Source organism: Pseudomonas sp. FW305-96 (assembly GCF_058783825.1).
The window spans coordinates 86873-102982 of sequence record NZ_JBYSYW010000007.1 but is presented as its reverse complement, the minus strand read 5'-3'; the positions used below and the strand labels follow the sequence as shown (position 1 = coordinate 102982).

The window sequence follows — 16110 nt, the reverse complement described above, 5'->3', positions numbered from 1 at the left end:
TTAATTCAAGAAGTACTGCAGCAGGTCGTTGAGGAACAGCTGGCCGCGCGGCGTGGCGGCCAGCCGATCCGGTTCGACCCGCAAAAGGCCTTTTTGTTCGGCTTCACGGCGGGCTTCGGCCAGTTGTGCAAGGGGCAGGCCGGTACGCAGGTTGAACAGCTCGGCCTCCACGCCGTCGGTGAGGCGCAGCGCGTTCATCAGGAACTCGAAGGGTAGCTCATCGGCCGGCAACAGCTTTTCGCCGGCCTTGAACGGCTTGGACGGGTTTAGGTAGTCCTTGGGCAGGCGGGTCTTCCAGGTACGCAGGATGCGCCCGTCCGGGAACGACAGCTTGCCATGGGCGCCGGCACCGATGCCGATGAAGTCGCCGAAGCGCCAGTAGTTCAGGTTGTGCCGCGCAGCACGACCGGCTTGGGCGTAGGCCGAGACTTCATACTGGCGGTAACCGTGGTCGGCCATCAGCGCCTGGCCGGCTTCCTGGATATCCCAGAGGATGTCGTCCTCGGGCAGCTCAGGCGGCTGGTTCCAGAACACCGTGTTGGGTTCTACCGTCAGCTGGTACCAGGACAGGTGCGTCGGCGCCAGTTCGATGGCCTGGCGCAGGTCGCCCAGGGCGTCGTCGAGCGACTGGTCTGGCAAGCCGTGCATCAGGTCCATGTTGAAGTTGTCGAAGCCCGCGGCGCGGGCCATATCGGCGGCGCGCACCGCTTCGGCGCCATTGTGGATGCGCCCGAGTCTTTCGAGCTTGGCGGGCTGGAAGCTCTGTACGCCGATGGACAGCCGATTGATGCCGGTCTGGCGGTAGGCCTTGAACTTCTCCTGCTCGAAGGTACCCGGGTTGGCCTCGAGGGTGATCTCGATGTCCGGGGCGAACGGGATGCGTTGCTCGATACCGCGCAGCAGGCGCCCAAGCGCGTCGGCGCTGAACAGGCTCGGGGTGCCACCGCCGAAGAAGATCGTGCTGATCGGACGGCCCTGCACGGCATGCATTTCCTGGTCTAGGTCGGCGAGCAGGGCGTCGATGTACTCGGCTTCCGGCAGGGTCGGGCCGGCCTGGTGCGAGTTGAAGTCGCAGTACGGGCATTTGCGCACGCACCAGGGAATATGGATATAAAGCGACAGCGGCGGGAGTTCGGGAAGGATCAGGCCCGCCGGCTGTAGCAACAGCTTTTCGCTCATGCCAGGCCCAGACGCTGACGCAGCAGGGCCATGGCGCGGGCGCGGTGGCTGAGCTGGTTCTTGTCGACAGGGGTCAGGTCGGCGCTGGAGCACTTGCGCTCCGGCACCCAGAACAGCGGGTCGTAGCCGAAGCCGTGTTCGCCGCTGGCCTCGAACAGGATACTGCCGTGCCACAGGCCTTCGCAGAGGATCGGCAGTGGGTCGTCGGCGTGCCGCACCAGGGCCAGAACGCAGACGAACTGCGCGCCGCGCTGGTCTTCAGGCACATCCTTGAGCGCATCGAGCAGCTTGGCGTTGTTCGCCGCGTCGCCCTTGCCGTCGGCATAGCGCGCCGAGTAGATACCCGGCGCGCCGCCGAGGAAGTCCACTGCCAGGCCCGAATCGTCGGCCAGCGCCGGCAGGCCGGAGATGCGGGCGGCGTTGCGCGCCTTGAGGATGGCGTTCTCGACGAACGACAGGCCGGTCTCCTCCGGCTCAACCTGGCTGAATTCACCAATCGAGCGCAGGTTCACGGACTCGCCGAGCATGGCCTGCAGTTCCTTGAGTTTGCCGGCGTTATGGCTGGCCAATACGAGTTGCTGGAAATTCATCATTCGCCTGGGAACACTTCCTGGTTGAAGCTGAGTTTATTGCTGACGCCGCCGGTCTCGACGTTGAGGTCGAAGGTGACGGTCTCGGCCTGGTCGATCTTGAACTGTGCGATGTAGTACACCGCACCCTGATCGGTAATCTGCTTGAACGACAACGGACTGCTGCGCCCGGTGAGATCTTTCACTGTGCCGCTGACTACCGCCATCGCGGGTTTGCCGGCCTTGAGCACGGCGATGTTGAGCACGCCCTGGTTCTTGCTGCGGGTCAGGCCCGTGGCGGCAGCTATGTCGGGTTGCAGCATGCTTGAGGTGAAGGCGCTGTAGTGGACCGTCACATCACCGAACACTTCCTTGCGCTCGGGCCTGGCGGCATCGGCAGCCAGTACCGGCAAGGCCAGGCACAGGCTGATCAGAAACAGTGCTAGTCGACGCATGATGCCATTCCTCCGTTGAGGGTCAGACCGCGAGCTGATGCTCCTGCAGGCCCGGGCTGCTGACCCGATAGATACCGATCTCACCTAGAAGATTAGGCCAAAGCCGCCCACCCAACCCGTTACGGTGCAGGTGGTCGACGGCGAGGCGGTCGAGGACCTTGGCCTTGCGCTCATGGCACAGGTTCTCGAAGTCCTCGAAGGTGCAGAAGTGGATGTTCGGTGTGTTGTACCAGGTATACGGCATGAAGTCCGAGACCGGCATGCGACCCTTGGTCGCCAGGTACCAGCGGCAGCGCCAGTGGCCGAAGTTGGGGAAGGTGATGATGCACTGGCGGCCCACCCGCAGCATTTCGTCGAGGATCCGGTCAGGGTATTCCACGGCCTGCAGGGCCTGGGTCATGACCACCACGTCGAAGCTGTTGCTGGCGAAGTTGCCCAGGCCCTTGTCCAGGTCCTGCTCGATCACGTTGACGCCCTTGGCCACGCAGGCGGCGATGTTGTCGGGGTCGATCTCCAGGCCGTAGCCGGTGACGTTCTTGCGCTCGCGCAGCGAGGCCAGCAGTTCGCCGTTGCCGCAGCCCAGGTCGAGTACCCGGCTGCCGGCGGGGATCCAGTCTTGGATGATTTCCAGGTCGGCTCTCATGGGATCCTCAGACGGCGATGCGGTTCATGTAGTTGGCGAAGCCCTGCATGTAGCGGGGGGTCGGGATGAGGAAGGCGTCGTGGCCGTAAGGCGAGTCGATGTCCAGGTAGCAGACGTTCTTGCGCGCGGCCATCAGGGCGTCGACGATCTCCCGCGAACGGGCCGGCGAGAAGCGCCAGTCGGTGGTGAACGACATGATGCAGTAGTCCGCCGTCACATGTGCCAGGGTCGCCGCCAGGTCACCGCCGTGGGCGGCGGCCGGGTCGTAATAGTCCAGTGCCTTGGTCATCAGCAGGTAGGTGTTGGCGTCGAAGCGCCCGGAGAACTCCTCGCCCTGGTAGCGCAGGTAGCTCTCGACCTGGAATTCGACGCTGTGGAAGTCGTAGTTGAGCTTGTCGCTCTTGAGCTCTCGGCCGAACTTCTCGCCCATCGAGTCGTCGGACAGGTAGGTGATGTGGCCGACCATGCGCGCCAGCATCAGGCCGCGCTTGGGGATCACGCCCTGGTCCTGGAACGAGCCGCCGTGGAACTCGGGGTCGGTGAGGATAGCCTGGCGCGCCACTTCGTTGAAGGCGATGTTCTGCGCCGACAGCTTGGGCGCCGAGGCGATGTCCACGCAATGGCGCACCCGATCCGGGTAGGTGATGGTCCATTGCAGCGCCTGCATGCCACCCAGGCTGCCGCCGACGATGGCGGCCCAGGTATGGATCCCCAGGCGATCGGCCAGGCGCGCCTGGCTGTGCACCCAGTCTTCCACGGTCAGCACCGGGAAATCGGCACCGTAGGGCTTGCCGGTGGCTGGGTTGAGGCTGCTGGGGCCGGTGCTGCCATTGCAACCGCCGAGGTTGTTCAGGCTGACCACGAAGAAGCGGTTGGTGTCGATCGGCTTGCCGGGGCCGATGCAGCTGTCCCACCAGCCCGGCTTGCGGTCGGTGGCGGCATGGTAGCCAGCGGCATGATGGTGGCCGGACAGCGCATGGCAGATCAGCACGGCATTGCTGGCGCTGCTGTTGAGGGTGCCATAGGTTTCGTAGATCAGCTCGTACGAGGCCAGGGCGCGGCCACAGGCCAGGGCCAGCGGTTCATCGAACCGGGCGATCTGCGGTGTTACCAGACCGACGGAATCTTCGGGAAGGACAGTGGACATCGACCCTGCTCACGCTTGACGGAGGCGTAAGTCTAAAGAGCGCTACCCCCAGCGGCAAGCAAAGGCTTGCCGCTGGATGCAGGGTGGGTCAGATCATCCGCCACAGCTCTTGCGGCATGCCGGCGTAGGCTGCCAGCTGGGGCATGAGGAACGACTGGATCACCTGGATGGCGATGAAGGCGAAGATCGGCGAAATGTCCATGCCGCCGAGGTTCGGCACCAGGCGGCGGAACGGCGCCAGCACCGGTTCGCTGATCTGGTAGGCCAGTTCTGCAGCAGGGTTATGGCTGTTCGGGGCTACCCAGGAGACGATCACCATGACGATCATGGCCACCCAGAAGATTTTCAGGAACAGCGAGGTGATGCCCAGGATCGACCACATCAGCAGGTGCAGGACGTCGCCGAAGGTGCCGTAGGTGACCATCAGCACGAAGGCCATCAGCAGCGCCTGGATGATGATCGACAGCAGCAGCGAGGAGGTATCCAGGCCAGCGATGCTGGGGACCACGCGGCGCAGCGGCTTGAGCAGTGGCTGGGTGGCGCGCACGGCGAACTGGCTCAGCGGGTTGTAGAAGTCGGCCTTGACCAGCTGCAGCACGAAACGCAGCAGGACGATCACCAGGTACAGGCTGACCAGGGTTTGCACCACGAAGATCGCGGCGCCGGACAGTGCATTCATCAAAAGCTCCTTATTTGCCCAGTTTCTCGGCCAGCTCGGCCGAGCGTTTCGCCGCGGCCTGCAGGGCCTGTTCGACGATGGCCTCGAAGCCGTTGGCCTGGAACGATTTGATCGCCGCTTCCGTGGTGCCGGCCGGCGAGGTCACGCGCCGACGCAGCTCGGCGGCGTCGACGTCGCTGGAAACCGCCATGCGGGCGGCGCCCAGGGCGGTCTGCAGGGTCAGTTGCGAGGCGGTCTCGCGCGGCAGGCCGAGTTTTTCGCCGGCAGTGGTCATGGCTTCGATCAGCAGGAAGAAATACGCCGGGCCACTACCGGAGACGGCTGTGACGGCGTCCAGTTGCTGTTCGTGCTCCAGCCACAGGGCGGTGCCCACGGCTGACAGCAGCTGTTCGGCCTGGCGGCGTTGTTCCATGGAAACTTCCCGGGTTGCGTACAAGCCGCTGACACCCTGACGCAGCAGCGCCGGGGTGTTCGGCATGCAGCGTACCAGGGGGATCGCGCCCAGCCAGGCCTGCAGGCTGGCGCAGGTGATGCCGGCGGCAATGGAAACCACCAGCTGGCCCGGTTTCAGGTTCGGCTTCAGTGTTTCGCAGACCGCTTTCATGACTTGCGGTTTGACTGCCAGGACGATCACGTCCACGCCATCGATAGCCTTGGCGTTGTCTTCGAAGGCTTCGATGCCGTGCTCGGCAGTGATGCGTGCGCGGGTTTCGGCACCTGGGTCGCTGGCGCGAATCAGTGCGGTGTCCAGGCCCTGGGCGCGCAGGCCGCCGATCAGGCTGGCGGCCATGTTGCCGGCGCCGATAAAGGCAATACGAGTCTTGCTCATGTCGGGTCCTTGTGGGGGAAGAGTGAGTTAAGCATGGAATCAGGCCTGGCCGTAGTCGCGGGCGCCGAACAAGGCGGTACCGATGCGGACCCAGGTCGCGCCTTGGGCGATGGCGGCTTCCAGGTCATGGCTCATGCCCATGGACAGGGTGTCCAGGCCGAGGCCGAGCTGGGCCTGCAGTTCACGCAGCGTGGCGAAAGCGGCCTCTTGCTCGGCGCGGTCCTCGGTAGGTTCCGGGATCGCCATCAACCCGCGCAGGCGAAGGCCGGGCAGGACGTTCACGGCCTGGGCCAGGGCTGGCAGTTCGGCGGGCGAGCAACCGGACTTGCTGGCCTCGCCGCTGACATTCACCTGCAGGCAGATGTTCAGCGGTGGCAGCTCGGCGGGGCGCTGCTCCGAGAGGCGTTGGGCAATCTTCAGGCGGTCCACGGAATGTACCCAGTCGAAGTGCTCGGTGATGGCCTTGGTCTTGTTCGACTGAATGGGGCCGATGAAGTGCCAGATCAAGGGCAGGTCGGAAAGCGCCTGTTGTTTTGTCAGGGCTTCCTGAAGGTAGTTCTCACCCATGTGGCACAGGCCAGCGGCATGAGCCTCGCGGATGGCGCTGGCGGGCTTGGTCTTGCTCACCGCCAGCAGCTGCACGCTGGCCGGGTCACGCCCGGCGGCCCGGGCCGCGCTGTCGATGCGGCGGGCAATGACGGAAATATTGTCTGCTAGGGTGGACATGGTTCGTCGCCGACGGCTTTGGGGTCTGCGGCATTCTACCTGCTTGATCGCCGTTGGGGAGTCTCATGGATGTGACCGACCTGCTGGGCCGGGCCGTGGCCGAGGGCGCCAGCGATCTGCACCTGGCCGTGGGCGAGCCGCCGTTGCTGCGCCTGGATGGCGAGCTGCAGCGCCTGGCGGTGCCGGTGCTGACCTGCGCAGCTCTGGAGCAGGGAATGGCCGGCCTGCTCGATGACCGGCAGCGGCGGCAATGGCTAAGCGGTGATGAACTGGACCTGGCGCTGAGCTTGCCCGGCGTGGGGCGGCTGCGCTTGAACCTGTTCCGCCAGCGCAATGGGCTGGGCGCAAGCGTGCGGCTGATCCCTGCGCGGGCTCCCAGCCTCGATGAACTTGAGCTGAACGATGTGTATCAAACCGTTGCGCAATGCCGGGATGGCCTGGTGCTGGTGGGCGGGCCGACGGGTAGCGGCAAGTCCAGCACCCTGGCGGCGCTGCTCGATCAGATCAATCGCGAACGCGCGTTACAGGTCATCACCCTTGAAGACCCTATCGAATTTATCCACAGCGGCCAGGCTTGCCTGGTCAACCAGCGGGAGATCGGCGTGCACAGCCGTGACTTAGCCCAAGGGCTGCGCAGTGCCCTGCGCCAGGACCCGGATGTGATCATGGTGGGTGAGTTGCGTGATCTGGAGAGTATCCGTCTGGCGTTGCGCGCGGCAGAAACCGGGCACCTGGTGCTGGCAACGGTGCACACCCGCTCGGCGGTGAGCAGCATCGACCGGCTGGTGGAGGTGTTCGCGGCCGACGAGAAGCCGCTGGTGCGCATGATGCTGGCCGAATCACTGCGCCTGGTGGTGGCTCAGGTGCTGGTCAGGCGGGTGGGCGGCGGCAGGGTCGCGGCACGGGAGGTGCTGATAGCGACGCCGGCGGTGCGCAACCTGATTCGCGAGGGGCGCATGGCACAGCTGCAGTCGGTGATGCAGGCGGGTGCGGCGCTGGGAATGCGGACGATGGAAGGGGCGATGCAGGCGCTCAGGCAGAAAGGGCTGGTTGATTAGCACTGCTGCCTGCTGGGGGCAATCGCGGAGCAAGTCCGCGATTGACGGTCTAGCGCTTGGCCAGGGCCAGCGTCTGCTGGTTTTTGGGCAGGACGCGCTTGGCGACCACGTAGTGCTTTTGCCAATAGGGTTTTTCCAGGCTGTCGATACTCACTCGCTTGCCAGTGCGTGGCGCGTGGATGAAGCGATCGTTGCCCAGGTAGATGGCTACGTGATTGACCCGGCGACTCTTGATGTTGAAGAAGATCAGGTCGCCCGGCTTGAGATCGCTCTTGGCCACCTTGACGCCCTGGCCCTGAGCCATCGCGTTGGAGGTGCGCGGCAGGTCGACATCGGCCACATCGTTGAACGCGTACTTGACCAGGCCGCTGCAATCGAAGCCCTTCTTCGGGCTGCTGCCGCCCCAGCGATAGGGCGTACCCAGTACGTTCACGGCGCGGCTGAGCACTTCGCTGCTCTGTTTGGGTGACATGGCCACGGCCTGCATGCCCACAGCTTGTTGCTGCTTGGCGGCGTTGGCCGGGCGAGCGCGCACGGAACTGCTGCGATACTGGATCGGGGTGCGTTTCACCGTGGCATCGGCGTTGGTCGTATAGCCGGTGAATCCGCTGGGAAGTCGTTGCTCACGGTTAGTGGCGTGGGCGGCCAGGGGTAACAAAAGGCAGAGGGTCAGCCATGTCTTGATAAAAGGTGGCATAGATGAAGCTCTTATAAGTGTTGGCGCGCAACTTTATAACAGCTTTTTGATCAGATTCTGATCCGTTGGTCGCTCAAGCACGTACCATATGTCGGGTCAAAACGAAAAAGTCACATTTTTCCTTAGAAAATTTTCGGCTATCCCACGAGGGCTTCGAATGAATGGTTATCAACAGGGTGCCCCCTCGCACGACACCCATAGCAAAGTTCTCGGCTACCTGCTGTGGATCTTCGGCTTTACCGGCTCGCACCGCTTCTACTATGGCAAACCGATCACCGGAACCCTCTGGTTCTTCACCCTGGGCCTGCTGGGCATCGGCTGGCTGATCGACCTGTTCCTGATCCCTTCGATGGACCGTGAGGCCGACATGCGTTTCGAGTCGGGCGGCGTGGACTACAACCTGGCGTGGATACTCCTGACCTTCCTCGGCATCTTCGGCGTGCATCGGCTGTATCAGGGCAAGTGGATCAGCGCGCTGATCTACCTGTTCACCGGCGGGTTGTTCCTGTTGGGCGTGCTGTATGACTTCTGGACGCTCAACAGCCAGATTTCCCAGGTCAACGCCGAGCGTCGCCGGGTATGAAAAAAGGCCTTGTCGCTACGAGCGGCAAGGCCTTTTTCATTACTGACGCCGCTGTTGCAGCAGCAGGTTGCTGAAACCTGCCCCGGCCAGTTGTTTCTGCGCCACGGTCAACTGTTCGCGGTTGCTGAACGGGCCGACCATCACGCGGTACCAGGTCTCTTCCTTCACCGTGCCCGACTCAACCTTGACCGCCTGGCCAAGCAGGATGATCTGCGCACGGACCTTGTCGGCATCGGCCTGCTTGCGGAACGATCCGGCCTGCAGGAAGAACTGGGTCGTGGCCGCTGGCTTGATCACCGGTGGTGCCGGTGGCGGTGTCTGGCCCAGCAGCGCGGCCTGGGCGCGGGCGGTGTCGATCTTCGCCGCTTCCGCAGGGGTGACCGGCGTGCTTGGCACGGGCGGTTGCGCCGGCACCGGCGGGGTTTTCTCCGGCACGGCCTCGGGCGGCACGATCACTTCCGACTCCGGCAGCAGGGTGTAGAAGTCATACTTCGGCTTCACTGGTTGCTGGGGCGTCGGTGTGGTGGTCTTGCTCGCTTCGGCGACTTTCTCCTGCTTATGTTGCTCGGGCTTGGTGCGCTTGATATCAGCGCCACCGGGCTCGAGTTTCATCAGGAAGACGATGAACGCCCCCACGGTCAGGCCGACCGCCAGCCACACCCAGCCGGGGATCGGCTGTTTGGCGGGTGGCTGGTGGCGGCTGGCGCCGCGCTTGGGCGCGGGCTTTTTCTTTGCAGCCAACTTACATGCGCTCCAGGGTTTCCAGGCCAAGCAGCTCCAGGCCCTGCTTGAGGGTGCGACCGGTCAGGGCAGCCAGGCGCAGGCGGCTTTGCTGTTGTTCGGCGGTTTCGGCAGAAAGGATCGGGCAGTTCTCGTAGAAGCTGGAGAACAGGCCGGCGAGGTCGTACAGGTAGGTGCACAGCACGTGAGGCGTGCCTTTTTCGGCGACGTTATTGAGGATTTCGCCGAACTGCGCCAGGCGCGCGGCCAGGTCCTGCTCGTGCGCTGCCTGCAGGACGATGCTGCCATCGACTTTGTCGAAGCCCTTGCCGAGCTTGCGGAACACGCCGGCCACGCGGGTGTAGGCGTACAGCAGGTACGGCGCGGTGTTGCCCTCGAAGTTCAACATCAGTTCGAAGTTGAAGCTGTAGTCGCTGGTGCGGTGCTTCGACAGGTCGGCGTACTTGACCGCGCCGATGCCGACCACTTCACCGATGTGGCGCAGCTCGTCCTCGGCCAGCGACGGGTTCTTCTCCTTGACCAGCGCATAGGCGCGGTCCTTGGCCTCGGTGAGCAGGTCGATCAGCTTGACGGTACCGCCATCGCGGGTCTTGAACGGGCGGCCATCGGCGCCGTTCATGGTGCCGAAGCCCATGTGTTCCATCTTCATCGGGTGGCCGACAAAACCTGCGCGGCGGGCCACTTCGAACACCTGGTTGAAGTGCAGGGCCTGGCGCTGGTCGACGAAGTACAGGGCGCGGTCGGCCTGCAGCTTGTTGCTGCGGTAGCGCACGGCGGCCAGGTCGGTGGTGGCGTACAGATAGCCGCCATCGGCCTTCTGCACGATCACCGGCAGTGGCTCGCCTTCGGCATTCTTGAACTCTTCGAGGAACACGCATTGGGCGCCTTGGTCCTCGACCAGCAGACCCTTGGCCTTGAGGTCGGCGACCACGTTGGCCAGGTCGTCGTTGTAGGCGCTCTCACCCATCACGTCGGCCATGGTCAGCTTGACGTTGAGCAATTCGTAGGTCTTCTGGCAGTGCGACAGGGAGATGTCCTTGAAGCGCGTCCACAGCGCCAGGCACTCGGGATCACCGGCCTGCAGCTTGACCACCAGCCCGCGGGCGCGGGTGGCGAACTCTTCGGACTCGTCGAAGCGTTTCTTCGCCGCGCGGTAGAAGTTCTCCAGATCCGACAGCTCGTCACTGGTGATCGGGTTTTCCTGGAGGTAGGCCATGAGCATGCCGAACTGGGTACCCCAGTCACCCACGTGGTTCTGGCGGATGACGTCGTCACCGAGGAACTCCAGTACCCGTGCAACGCTGTCGCCGATGATGGTCGAACGCAGGTGGCCGACGTGCATCTCCTTCGCCAGGTTCGGTGCCGACATGTCGATCACCACCTTTTCCGCCGGGCCGGCCTTGCGCACGCCCAGATGGCCATCGGCCAGGGCAGCGTCGAGGCGGCCTGCCAGCGCTTCGGTGTTCTGGAAGAAATTGAGGAAGCCGGGGCCGGCGATCTCGGCCTTGCTTATGTCGGCGCTGGCCGGCAGGGCGGCGATGATCTTCTCGGCCAGGTCGCGCGGCTTCATGCCGGCCGGCTTGGCCAACATCATGGCGATGTTGCTGGCGAAATCGCCGTGGGTCTTGTCCCGGGCGTTTTCCACCTGGATCGCCGGCGTCAGCCCTTCAGGCAGCACACCGTCGGCGACGAGTTGGGTGAGGGCTTGCTGGATCAGCTGGCGAATGGTGTCTTTCATGGGGTTCTCTTTTCGACCGCAAGCGCGGTGGAGCGCTTCGATGCGCAGGTGGAAAAACTGGGCATTATCCGTTGCCGGGGGCGGGTTGCCAACCTTTTGGGGCGAGCCCGCTCCTACGCCAAACCTCAAACAGTCAGTAAAGGTCGACCGGATCGACGTCCAGCGACCAGCGCACTTGCCGCCCCGATGGCATCTGCTCCAACACTAGCAACCAGGCACTGATCAGTCGATGCAGGGGGGCACGGGCATTGGCCTGGAGCAATAGTTGCGCACGGAATCTGCCCGCCCGTCGCTCCATGGGGGCCGGCACCGGGCCGAGCAACTCGATGCCGTGCAGGCCCTGCTCGGCAAGTATGCGCTCGGCAGCGGCGCAGGCTTCGTCAAGGAAGCCTTCCGCCTGGCCCGGCTTGTGCGCGTCGGCGCGCAGCAGTGCCAGGTGGGCGAACGGCGGCAGTCCGGCCGCACGGCGCTCGCTCAAGGCCTGTTCGGCAAAGGCGAAGTAGCCCTGTTCGGTCAACTGCACCAGTAACGGGTGGTCTGCCAGGTGGGTCTGCACGATGACTTTGCCCGGTTCCTCGGCGCGCCCGGCCCTGCCGGCCACCTGGACGATCAGCTGGGCCATGTGTTCGCCGGCGCGAAAGTCGCCGGAGAACAGCCCGCCGTCGGCATCGAGGATCGCGACCAGGGTGACGCGAGGGAAATGATGCCCCTTGGCCAGCATCTGGGTGCCGACCAGGATGCTCGGCTGACCACGCTGGATAGTGGCGAACAGGTTGTGCATGGCGTCCTTGCGCGAGGTGCTGTCGCGGTCCACACGCAGGATCGGGTAATCCGGGAACAGCACCTTCAGACGCTCCTCGGCACGCTCGGTACCGGCGCCCACGGGACGCAGGTCGACGTGGGCGCATTGCGGGCACTGCAGCGGCAGGCGCTCGTCGTAGCCGCAATGGTGGCAGCGCAGCACGGCGGAGCGCTGGTGCACGGTCATGCGCGCATCGCAACGTGGGCATTCGGAGAGCCAGCCGCAGTCGTGGCACAGCAATGTGGGGGCGAAGCCGCGGCGGTTGAGGAACACCAGCACCTGCTGGCCGGCCTCGAGTGTCTGGCGGATGGCCTGCTGCAACGGGCCGCTGATGCCGCTGTCCAGTGGCAGGCTGCGTACGTCCAGGCGCAGGAAGCGGGGCGCCTTGGCGTCGCCGGCGCGCTGGTTCATGCGCAGCAGGCCGTAGCGGCCACTGTGGGCGTTGTGCAGGCTTTCCAGCGACGGTGTGGCCGAGCCCAGCAGGATCGGGATGTTCTCCTGGTGCGCACGCACCACGGCCAGGTCGCGGGCGTGGTAGCGCAGGCCTTCCTGCTGTTTATAGGAGCCGTCGTGCTCTTCGTCGATGATGATCAGGCCCGGGTTCTTCATCGGGGTGAACAGCGCCGAACGGGTGCCGATGATGATGTCCGCATCGCCATCACGTGCCGCCAGCCAGGCGTCCAGGCGCTCGCGATCGCCCACCGCAGAATGCAGCAGGGCGATGCGCGCGTTGAAGCGCTGCTCGAAGCGTTGCAGGGTCTGCGGGCCGAGATTGATCTCGGGGATCAGGATCAGGGCCTGCTTGCCGGCCTCGAGCGTTTCGCGGATCAGCTGCAGGTAGACCTCGGTCTTGCCGCTACCGGTGACGCCGGCCAACAGGTAGGCATGGAAGGCACCGAAGCCCGAGCGCACAGCCTCGAAAGCAGCGCGCTGTTCTTCGTTGAGCGGTAGTTCCGGTTGGGCCAGCCAGTGCTCGTGGCGCGCGGCCGGCAGGTGGCGGCGTACTTCGACTTCCACCATCTCCTTGGCCAGCAGCAGGTCGAGGCTGTCTTTGTTCAGGCCAAGCTTGCTCAACAGGCTGTGGGCCACGCCGTGGGGGTGCTGCGACAGGGTCTTGAGGGCGTCGCGCTGGCGCGGGGCACGGGCGATGCGGGGGTCTTCCAGGCGCGCACCGGGCGCGACATGCCAGAAGCGTTCCTGGCGTGCCTCGGCCGGTTCGCCCTGGCGCAGCAGCGTCGGTAGGGCCCAGTTGAGGGTGTCGCCCAGGCTGTGCTGGTAGTACTGGGCCGTCCACAGGCACAGCTTGAACAATGCCGGCGGCAGGGGTGAGACAGGGTCGAGCAGGGCGCTGGCTGGCTTGAGCTTGTCGGCAGGCACTTCGCTGTGCTCGGCGACTTCTACCAGCACCCCGATCATCTCGCGGCGGCCGAACGGCACGCGGATGCGCATGCCGGGCGTCAGTGCCTGGCGTGCCATGCTCGCGGGTGCCCGGTAGTCGAACAGGCGACGCAGGGGCGAGGGCAGGGCAAGGCGCAGAATGACGTCGGACACGCGGAAGGTCTCTGGAGGGCGTTTCACAAATCAGGCGAGCCTAGCAGACGACGGTCGGTGCAAGCGACAACTTGCGCTACGGCCGCTCTCTGGTATTATTCGCCGCCTAATTACGTGCGGTATTCAACAATAGGTGTTGGGTGGCGGCACGCAGCTCGAGGAAGTGACCATGAAAGCAGATATTCATCCGAACTACGAAGTAGTTGCAGTCACCTGCAGCTGCGGCAACAAGTTTGAAACTCGTTCGACCATGGGCAGCGTCCTGGCAATCGACGTTTGCAACCTGTGCCACCCGTTCTACACCGGTAAGCAGAAAGTCCTGGACACCGGCGGCCGCGTACAGAAGTTCGCCGATCGCTTCGGCATGTTCGGTGCCAAGAAGTAATCATGCACATGGCGAAGCCTTCGGGGTTCGCGCTGTTGCAAAAGAAGGCGCCCCTTGTGGGCGCCTTTTTTGTGGCCGCGATCTGGCATTTCCCGGCCCTGGCCTTCTGCCCGAGGCCCGACAGGGTGCAAGCGGTGGCGGTACGTCACGTGGTCGATGGCGACACCTTGCGCCTGAGCGATGGGCGCAGCGTGCGGTTGATCGGTATCAACGCCCCCGAAATCGGCCGCAAGGGGCGCTCCAGCGAACCTTATGCCGAGGCTGCCAAAAAGCGCCTGCAGGCGCTGGTGAAGGCCAGCGATGGCCGTGTCGGGCTGGTTCCGGGCGTCGAACCCAAGGACAAGTACGGCCGTATCCTGGCGCATATCTATGGCCGCACTGGCAACAATCTGGAAGCACAACTGCTCAGCGAGGGCCTGGGCTACCAGGTGGCCATTGCACCCAACGTGCAGCTGTCGGGCTGCCAGCAGCAGGCCGAGCATCAGGCACGCCAGGCCAGGGCAGGGCTGTGGAGACAATCACCGGTCACGCCTGGGCGCGAGGTGCGGCAATCCGGATTCGCGGTGATCGGCGGCAGGATCAACGGGATCGAGCGTAATCGCAGCGGCATCTGGCTGGAGCTTGACGAGAACGTGGTCCTGCAGGTTCCCGCTCGTCTGCAGCGCCACTTCCCCGCCAGCTTCTTCGCTAACCTCAAGGGACGCCAGGTCGAGGCGCGTGGCTGGGTGCTGGATCGTTCCCGCAAGGGCGGGCTCAAGCCTGGGCAGCGACGCTGGCTGTTGCCATTGACCGATCCGAGCATGTTGGCGCTTGTTTCTGGCTAAATAGTTGTAGACATTTTGCTATTGGATTGTACACACTGGCTCCCGTAAGCCCCGTGGGTTATAGCGTAAAGTCGTAGGCCAAAGGCCTTGACACATAGTGACCGGGCAGTCTTGTCGCCCCCCGGCTCTTTGCGTATCCTCGGCGGTCCGTCAGAACAGTAAATAGCGGAATGCCCATCATGTCAGACCTGAAAACCGCCGCTCTCGAATACCACGCTCAGCCTCGTCCGGGGAAACTGAGCGTCGAGCTCTCCAAGCCAACCGCCACCGCCCGTGACCTCGCCCTGGCCTACAGCCCGGGTGTCGCCGAGCCTGTGCGCGAGATCGGCCGTGATCCGGAGCTGGCCTACAAGTACACCGGCAAGGGCAACCTGGTTGCGGTGATCTCCGATGGCACCGCCATCCTCGGTCTGGGTGATCTCGGCCCGCTGGCCTCCAAGCCGGTCATGGAAGGCAAGGGTGTTCTGTTCAAGCGTTTCGCCGGTATCGACGTGTTCGATATCGAAGTCGAGTCGGAGAGCCCGCAAGCCTTCATCGACACCGTTCGCCGCATCTCCATCACCTTCGGCGGCATCAACCTGGAAGACATCAAGGCACCTGAGTGCTTCGAGATCGAGCGCACGCTGATCGAGCAGTGCGACATTCCGGTCTTCCACGATGACCAGCACGGCACCGCGATCGTTACCGCGGCCGGCATGATCAACGCCCTGGAAATCGCCGGCAAGAAGCTCGAAGACGCCAAGATCGTCTGCCTGGGCGCCGGTGCCGCGGCCATCTCCTGCATGAAACTGCTGGTGAGCATGGGTGCCAAGGTCGAGAACATCTTCATGATCGACCGCAGCGGCGTGATCCACGCTGGCCGCGACGACCTGAACCAGTACAAGGCCCAGTTCGCCCACGCCACCGACAAGCGCACCCTGGCTGATGCCCTGGACGGCGCAGACGTGTTCGTCGGCTTGTCCGGCCCGAACCTGCTGAGCGCCGAAGGCCTGAAGTCGATGGCCGCCAACCCGATCGTGTTCGCCTGCTCGAACCCGGACCCGGAAATCGCCCCGGAGCTGGCTCACGCCACCCGCAGCGACGTGATCATGGCCACCGGTCGTTCCGACTACCCGAACCAGGTCAACAACGTACTGGGCTTCCCGTTCATCTTCCGTGGTGCCCTGGACGTTCGCGCCAAGCGTATCAACGAAGAGATGAAGATCGCTGCCGCCATCGCCCTGAAGGACCTGGCCAAGCTGCCGGTGCCGAAGGAAGTGTGCGAAGCCTATGGCGTGCAAGCCCTGGAGTTCGGCCGTGAGTACATCATTCCGAAGCCGCTGGATGCCCGCCTGATCACCGTGGTTTCCGATGCCGTGGCCAAGGCCGCCATCGAGTCCGGTGTGGCCACTCTGCCGTATCCGAAGCACTACCCGCTCAAGAGCGTGGATGACGTGTTCAACGGCTGATCCAGTCGTAGCGTCATGAAAAAGCCCCGGCTCGCAAGAGTCGGGGCTTTTTGTTG

Annotated in this window: 17 protein-coding genes; 5 read left to right on the top strand and 12 right to left on the bottom strand. The window is 64.2% G+C overall.

The genetic code is table 11. The features are described from left to right. The 8 genes from hemW to AC3WL2_RS07500 form a co-directional block, all read right to left on the bottom strand. Positions 1 to 1179, bottom strand: a complete 1179-nt coding sequence (hemW, locus tag AC3WL2_RS07535) for a radical SAM family heme chaperone HemW (RefSeq protein ID WP_023629905.1) — start codon at positions 1177 to 1179, stop codon at positions 1 to 3. Further along, positions 1176 to 1772 (bottom strand): RdgB/HAM1 family non-canonical purine NTP pyrophosphatase, encoded by a 597-nt coding sequence (gene rdgB, locus AC3WL2_RS07530; RefSeq protein WP_038706972.1) that lies wholly within the window; start codon positions 1770 to 1772, stop codon positions 1176 to 1178. Before rdgB ends, hemW begins: the two co-directional genes overlap by 4 nt. Next, entirely contained in the window at positions 1769 to 2203 is a 435-nt protein-coding gene (locus AC3WL2_RS07525; protein ID WP_023630878.1) for a DUF4426 domain-containing protein, read from the bottom strand. The genes rdgB and AC3WL2_RS07525 overlap by 4 nt, the downstream gene beginning before the upstream one ends. 22 nt (positions 2204 to 2225) lie before the next feature. Continuing rightward, positions 2226 to 2846: a methionine biosynthesis protein MetW gene (gene metW / locus AC3WL2_RS07520; RefSeq protein ID WP_023630879.1), complete on the bottom strand. Its 621-nt coding sequence runs from the start codon at positions 2844 to 2846 to the stop codon at positions 2226 to 2228. 7 nt (positions 2847 to 2853) lie between these two features. Further along, positions 2854 to 3993 (bottom strand): homoserine O-succinyltransferase MetX, encoded by a 1140-nt coding sequence (gene metX / locus AC3WL2_RS07515; protein WP_094011022.1) that lies wholly within the window; start codon positions 3991 to 3993, stop codon positions 2854 to 2856. Between the two features lie 88 nt (positions 3994 to 4081). After that, positions 4082 to 4672: a YggT family protein gene (locus AC3WL2_RS07510; protein WP_023630880.1), complete on the bottom strand. Its 591-nt coding sequence runs from the start codon at positions 4670 to 4672 to the stop codon at positions 4082 to 4084. A gap of 10 nt (positions 4673 to 4682) precedes the next feature. Further along, positions 4683 to 5501, bottom strand: a complete 819-nt coding sequence (proC, locus tag AC3WL2_RS07505; RefSeq protein ID WP_102681784.1) for a pyrroline-5-carboxylate reductase — start codon at positions 5499 to 5501, stop codon at positions 4683 to 4685. A 39-nt stretch (positions 5502 to 5540) separates the two neighbouring features. After that, positions 5541 to 6227 carry a YggS family pyridoxal phosphate-dependent enzyme gene (locus AC3WL2_RS07500; protein WP_102681783.1) on the bottom strand — a complete coding sequence of 229 codons (687 nt, stop codon included), beginning with the start codon at positions 6225 to 6227 and terminating at the stop codon, positions 5541 to 5543. Between the two features lie 65 nt (positions 6228 to 6292). On the opposite strand from AC3WL2_RS07500, the gene AC3WL2_RS07495 reads away from it, so the two are divergent. After that, positions 6293 to 7285: a type IV pilus twitching motility protein PilT gene (locus AC3WL2_RS07495; RefSeq protein ID WP_102681782.1), complete on the top strand. Its 993-nt coding sequence runs from the start codon at positions 6293 to 6295 to the stop codon at positions 7283 to 7285. Positions 7286 to 7334: 49 nt separating this feature from the next. Here the strand turns inward: AC3WL2_RS07495 and AC3WL2_RS07490 are convergent, their stop codons facing one another. Then, positions 7335 to 7982 carry a C40 family peptidase gene (locus tag AC3WL2_RS07490; protein WP_102681781.1) on the bottom strand — a complete coding sequence of 216 codons (648 nt, stop codon included), beginning with the start codon at positions 7980 to 7982 and terminating at the stop codon, positions 7335 to 7337. A gap of 157 nt (positions 7983 to 8139) precedes the next feature. On the opposite strand from AC3WL2_RS07490, the gene AC3WL2_RS07485 reads away from it, so the two are divergent. Then, positions 8140 to 8565 carry an NINE protein gene (locus AC3WL2_RS07485; protein ID WP_102681780.1) on the top strand — a complete coding sequence of 142 codons (426 nt, stop codon included), beginning with the start codon at positions 8140 to 8142 and terminating at the stop codon, positions 8563 to 8565. Between the two features lie 39 nt (positions 8566 to 8604). Here AC3WL2_RS07485 and AC3WL2_RS07480 read toward each other — a convergent pair whose 3' ends face one another. From AC3WL2_RS07480 to AC3WL2_RS07470, 3 genes are all read right to left on the bottom strand, one after another. Further along, a complete protein-coding gene (locus tag AC3WL2_RS07480; RefSeq protein WP_102681779.1) occupies positions 8605 to 9306 on the bottom strand; it encodes an SPOR domain-containing protein in 702 nt (233 codons plus the stop codon). Position 9307: 1 nt separating this feature from the next. Continuing rightward, positions 9308 to 11044: an arginine--tRNA ligase gene (gene argS / locus AC3WL2_RS07475; RefSeq protein WP_102681778.1), complete on the bottom strand. Its 1737-nt coding sequence runs from the start codon at positions 11042 to 11044 to the stop codon at positions 9308 to 9310. Positions 11045 to 11177: 133 nt separating this feature from the next. Continuing rightward, positions 11178 to 13397: a primosomal protein N' gene (locus AC3WL2_RS07470; protein ID WP_102681777.1), complete on the bottom strand. Its 2220-nt coding sequence runs from the start codon at positions 13395 to 13397 to the stop codon at positions 11178 to 11180. 169 nt (positions 13398 to 13566) lie between these two features. On the opposite strand from AC3WL2_RS07470, the gene rpmE reads away from it, so the two are divergent. The 3 genes from rpmE to AC3WL2_RS07455 all read left to right on the top strand — a co-directional run bounded on the left by rpmE (position 13567) and on the right by AC3WL2_RS07455 (position 16054). After that, positions 13567 to 13782, top strand: a complete 216-nt coding sequence (gene rpmE, locus AC3WL2_RS07465) for a 50S ribosomal protein L31 (protein WP_031315083.1) — start codon at positions 13567 to 13569, stop codon at positions 13780 to 13782. A 2-nt stretch (positions 13783 to 13784) separates the two neighbouring features. Then, positions 13785 to 14606, top strand: a complete 822-nt coding sequence (locus AC3WL2_RS07460) for a thermonuclease family protein (protein WP_102681776.1) — start codon at positions 13785 to 13787, stop codon at positions 14604 to 14606. 179 nt (positions 14607 to 14785) lie between these two features. Beyond that, complete coding sequence (locus AC3WL2_RS07455) at positions 14786 to 16054, top strand: malic enzyme-like NAD(P)-binding protein (RefSeq protein ID WP_046853841.1); 1269 nt, start codon at positions 14786 to 14788, stop codon at positions 16052 to 16054. Positions 16055 to 16110: the final 56 nt, after the last annotated feature.

Bases quoted from the DNA above. Each gene is read 5' to 3' on its own strand.
- hemW (WP_023629905.1), bottom strand. From the start codon at position 1,179: ATGAGCGAAAAGCTGTTGCTACAGCCGGCGGGCCTGATCCTTCCCGAA.
- rdgB (WP_038706972.1), bottom strand. From the start codon at position 1,772: ATGATGAATTTCCAGCAACTCGTATTGGCCAGCCATAACGCCGGCAAA.
- AC3WL2_RS07525 (WP_023630878.1), bottom strand. From the start codon at position 2,203: ATGCGTCGACTAGCACTGTTTCTGATCAGCCTGTGCCTGGCCTTGCCG.
- metW (WP_023630879.1), bottom strand. From the start codon at position 2,846: ATGAGAGCCGACCTGGAAATCATCCAAGACTGGATCCCCGCCGGCAGC.
- metX (WP_094011022.1), bottom strand. From the start codon at position 3,993: ATGTCCACTGTCCTTCCCGAAGATTCCGTCGGTCTGGTAACACCGCAG.
- AC3WL2_RS07510 (WP_023630880.1), bottom strand. From the start codon at position 4,672: ATGAATGCACTGTCCGGCGCCGCGATCTTCGTGGTGCAAACCCTGGTC.
- proC (WP_102681784.1), bottom strand. From the start codon at position 5,501: ATGAGCAAGACTCGTATTGCCTTTATCGGCGCCGGCAACATGGCCGCC.
- AC3WL2_RS07500 (WP_102681783.1), bottom strand. From the start codon at position 6,227: ATGTCCACCCTAGCAGACAATATTTCCGTCATTGCCCGCCGCATCGAC.
- AC3WL2_RS07495 (WP_102681782.1), top strand. From the start codon at position 6,293: ATGGATGTGACCGACCTGCTGGGCCGGGCCGTGGCCGAGGGCGCCAGC.
- AC3WL2_RS07490 (WP_102681781.1), bottom strand. From the start codon at position 7,982: ATGCCACCTTTTATCAAGACATGGCTGACCCTCTGCCTTTTGTTACCC.
- AC3WL2_RS07485 (WP_102681780.1), top strand. From the start codon at position 8,140: ATGAATGGTTATCAACAGGGTGCCCCCTCGCACGACACCCATAGCAAA.
- argS (WP_102681778.1), bottom strand. From the start codon at position 11,044: ATGAAAGACACCATTCGCCAGCTGATCCAGCAAGCCCTCACCCAACTC.
- rpmE (WP_031315083.1), top strand. From the start codon at position 13,567: ATGAAAGCAGATATTCATCCGAACTACGAAGTAGTTGCAGTCACCTGC.
- AC3WL2_RS07460 (WP_102681776.1), top strand. From the start codon at position 13,785: ATGCACATGGCGAAGCCTTCGGGGTTCGCGCTGTTGCAAAAGAAGGCG.
- AC3WL2_RS07455 (WP_046853841.1), top strand. From the start codon at position 14,786: ATGTCAGACCTGAAAACCGCCGCTCTCGAATACCACGCTCAGCCTCGT.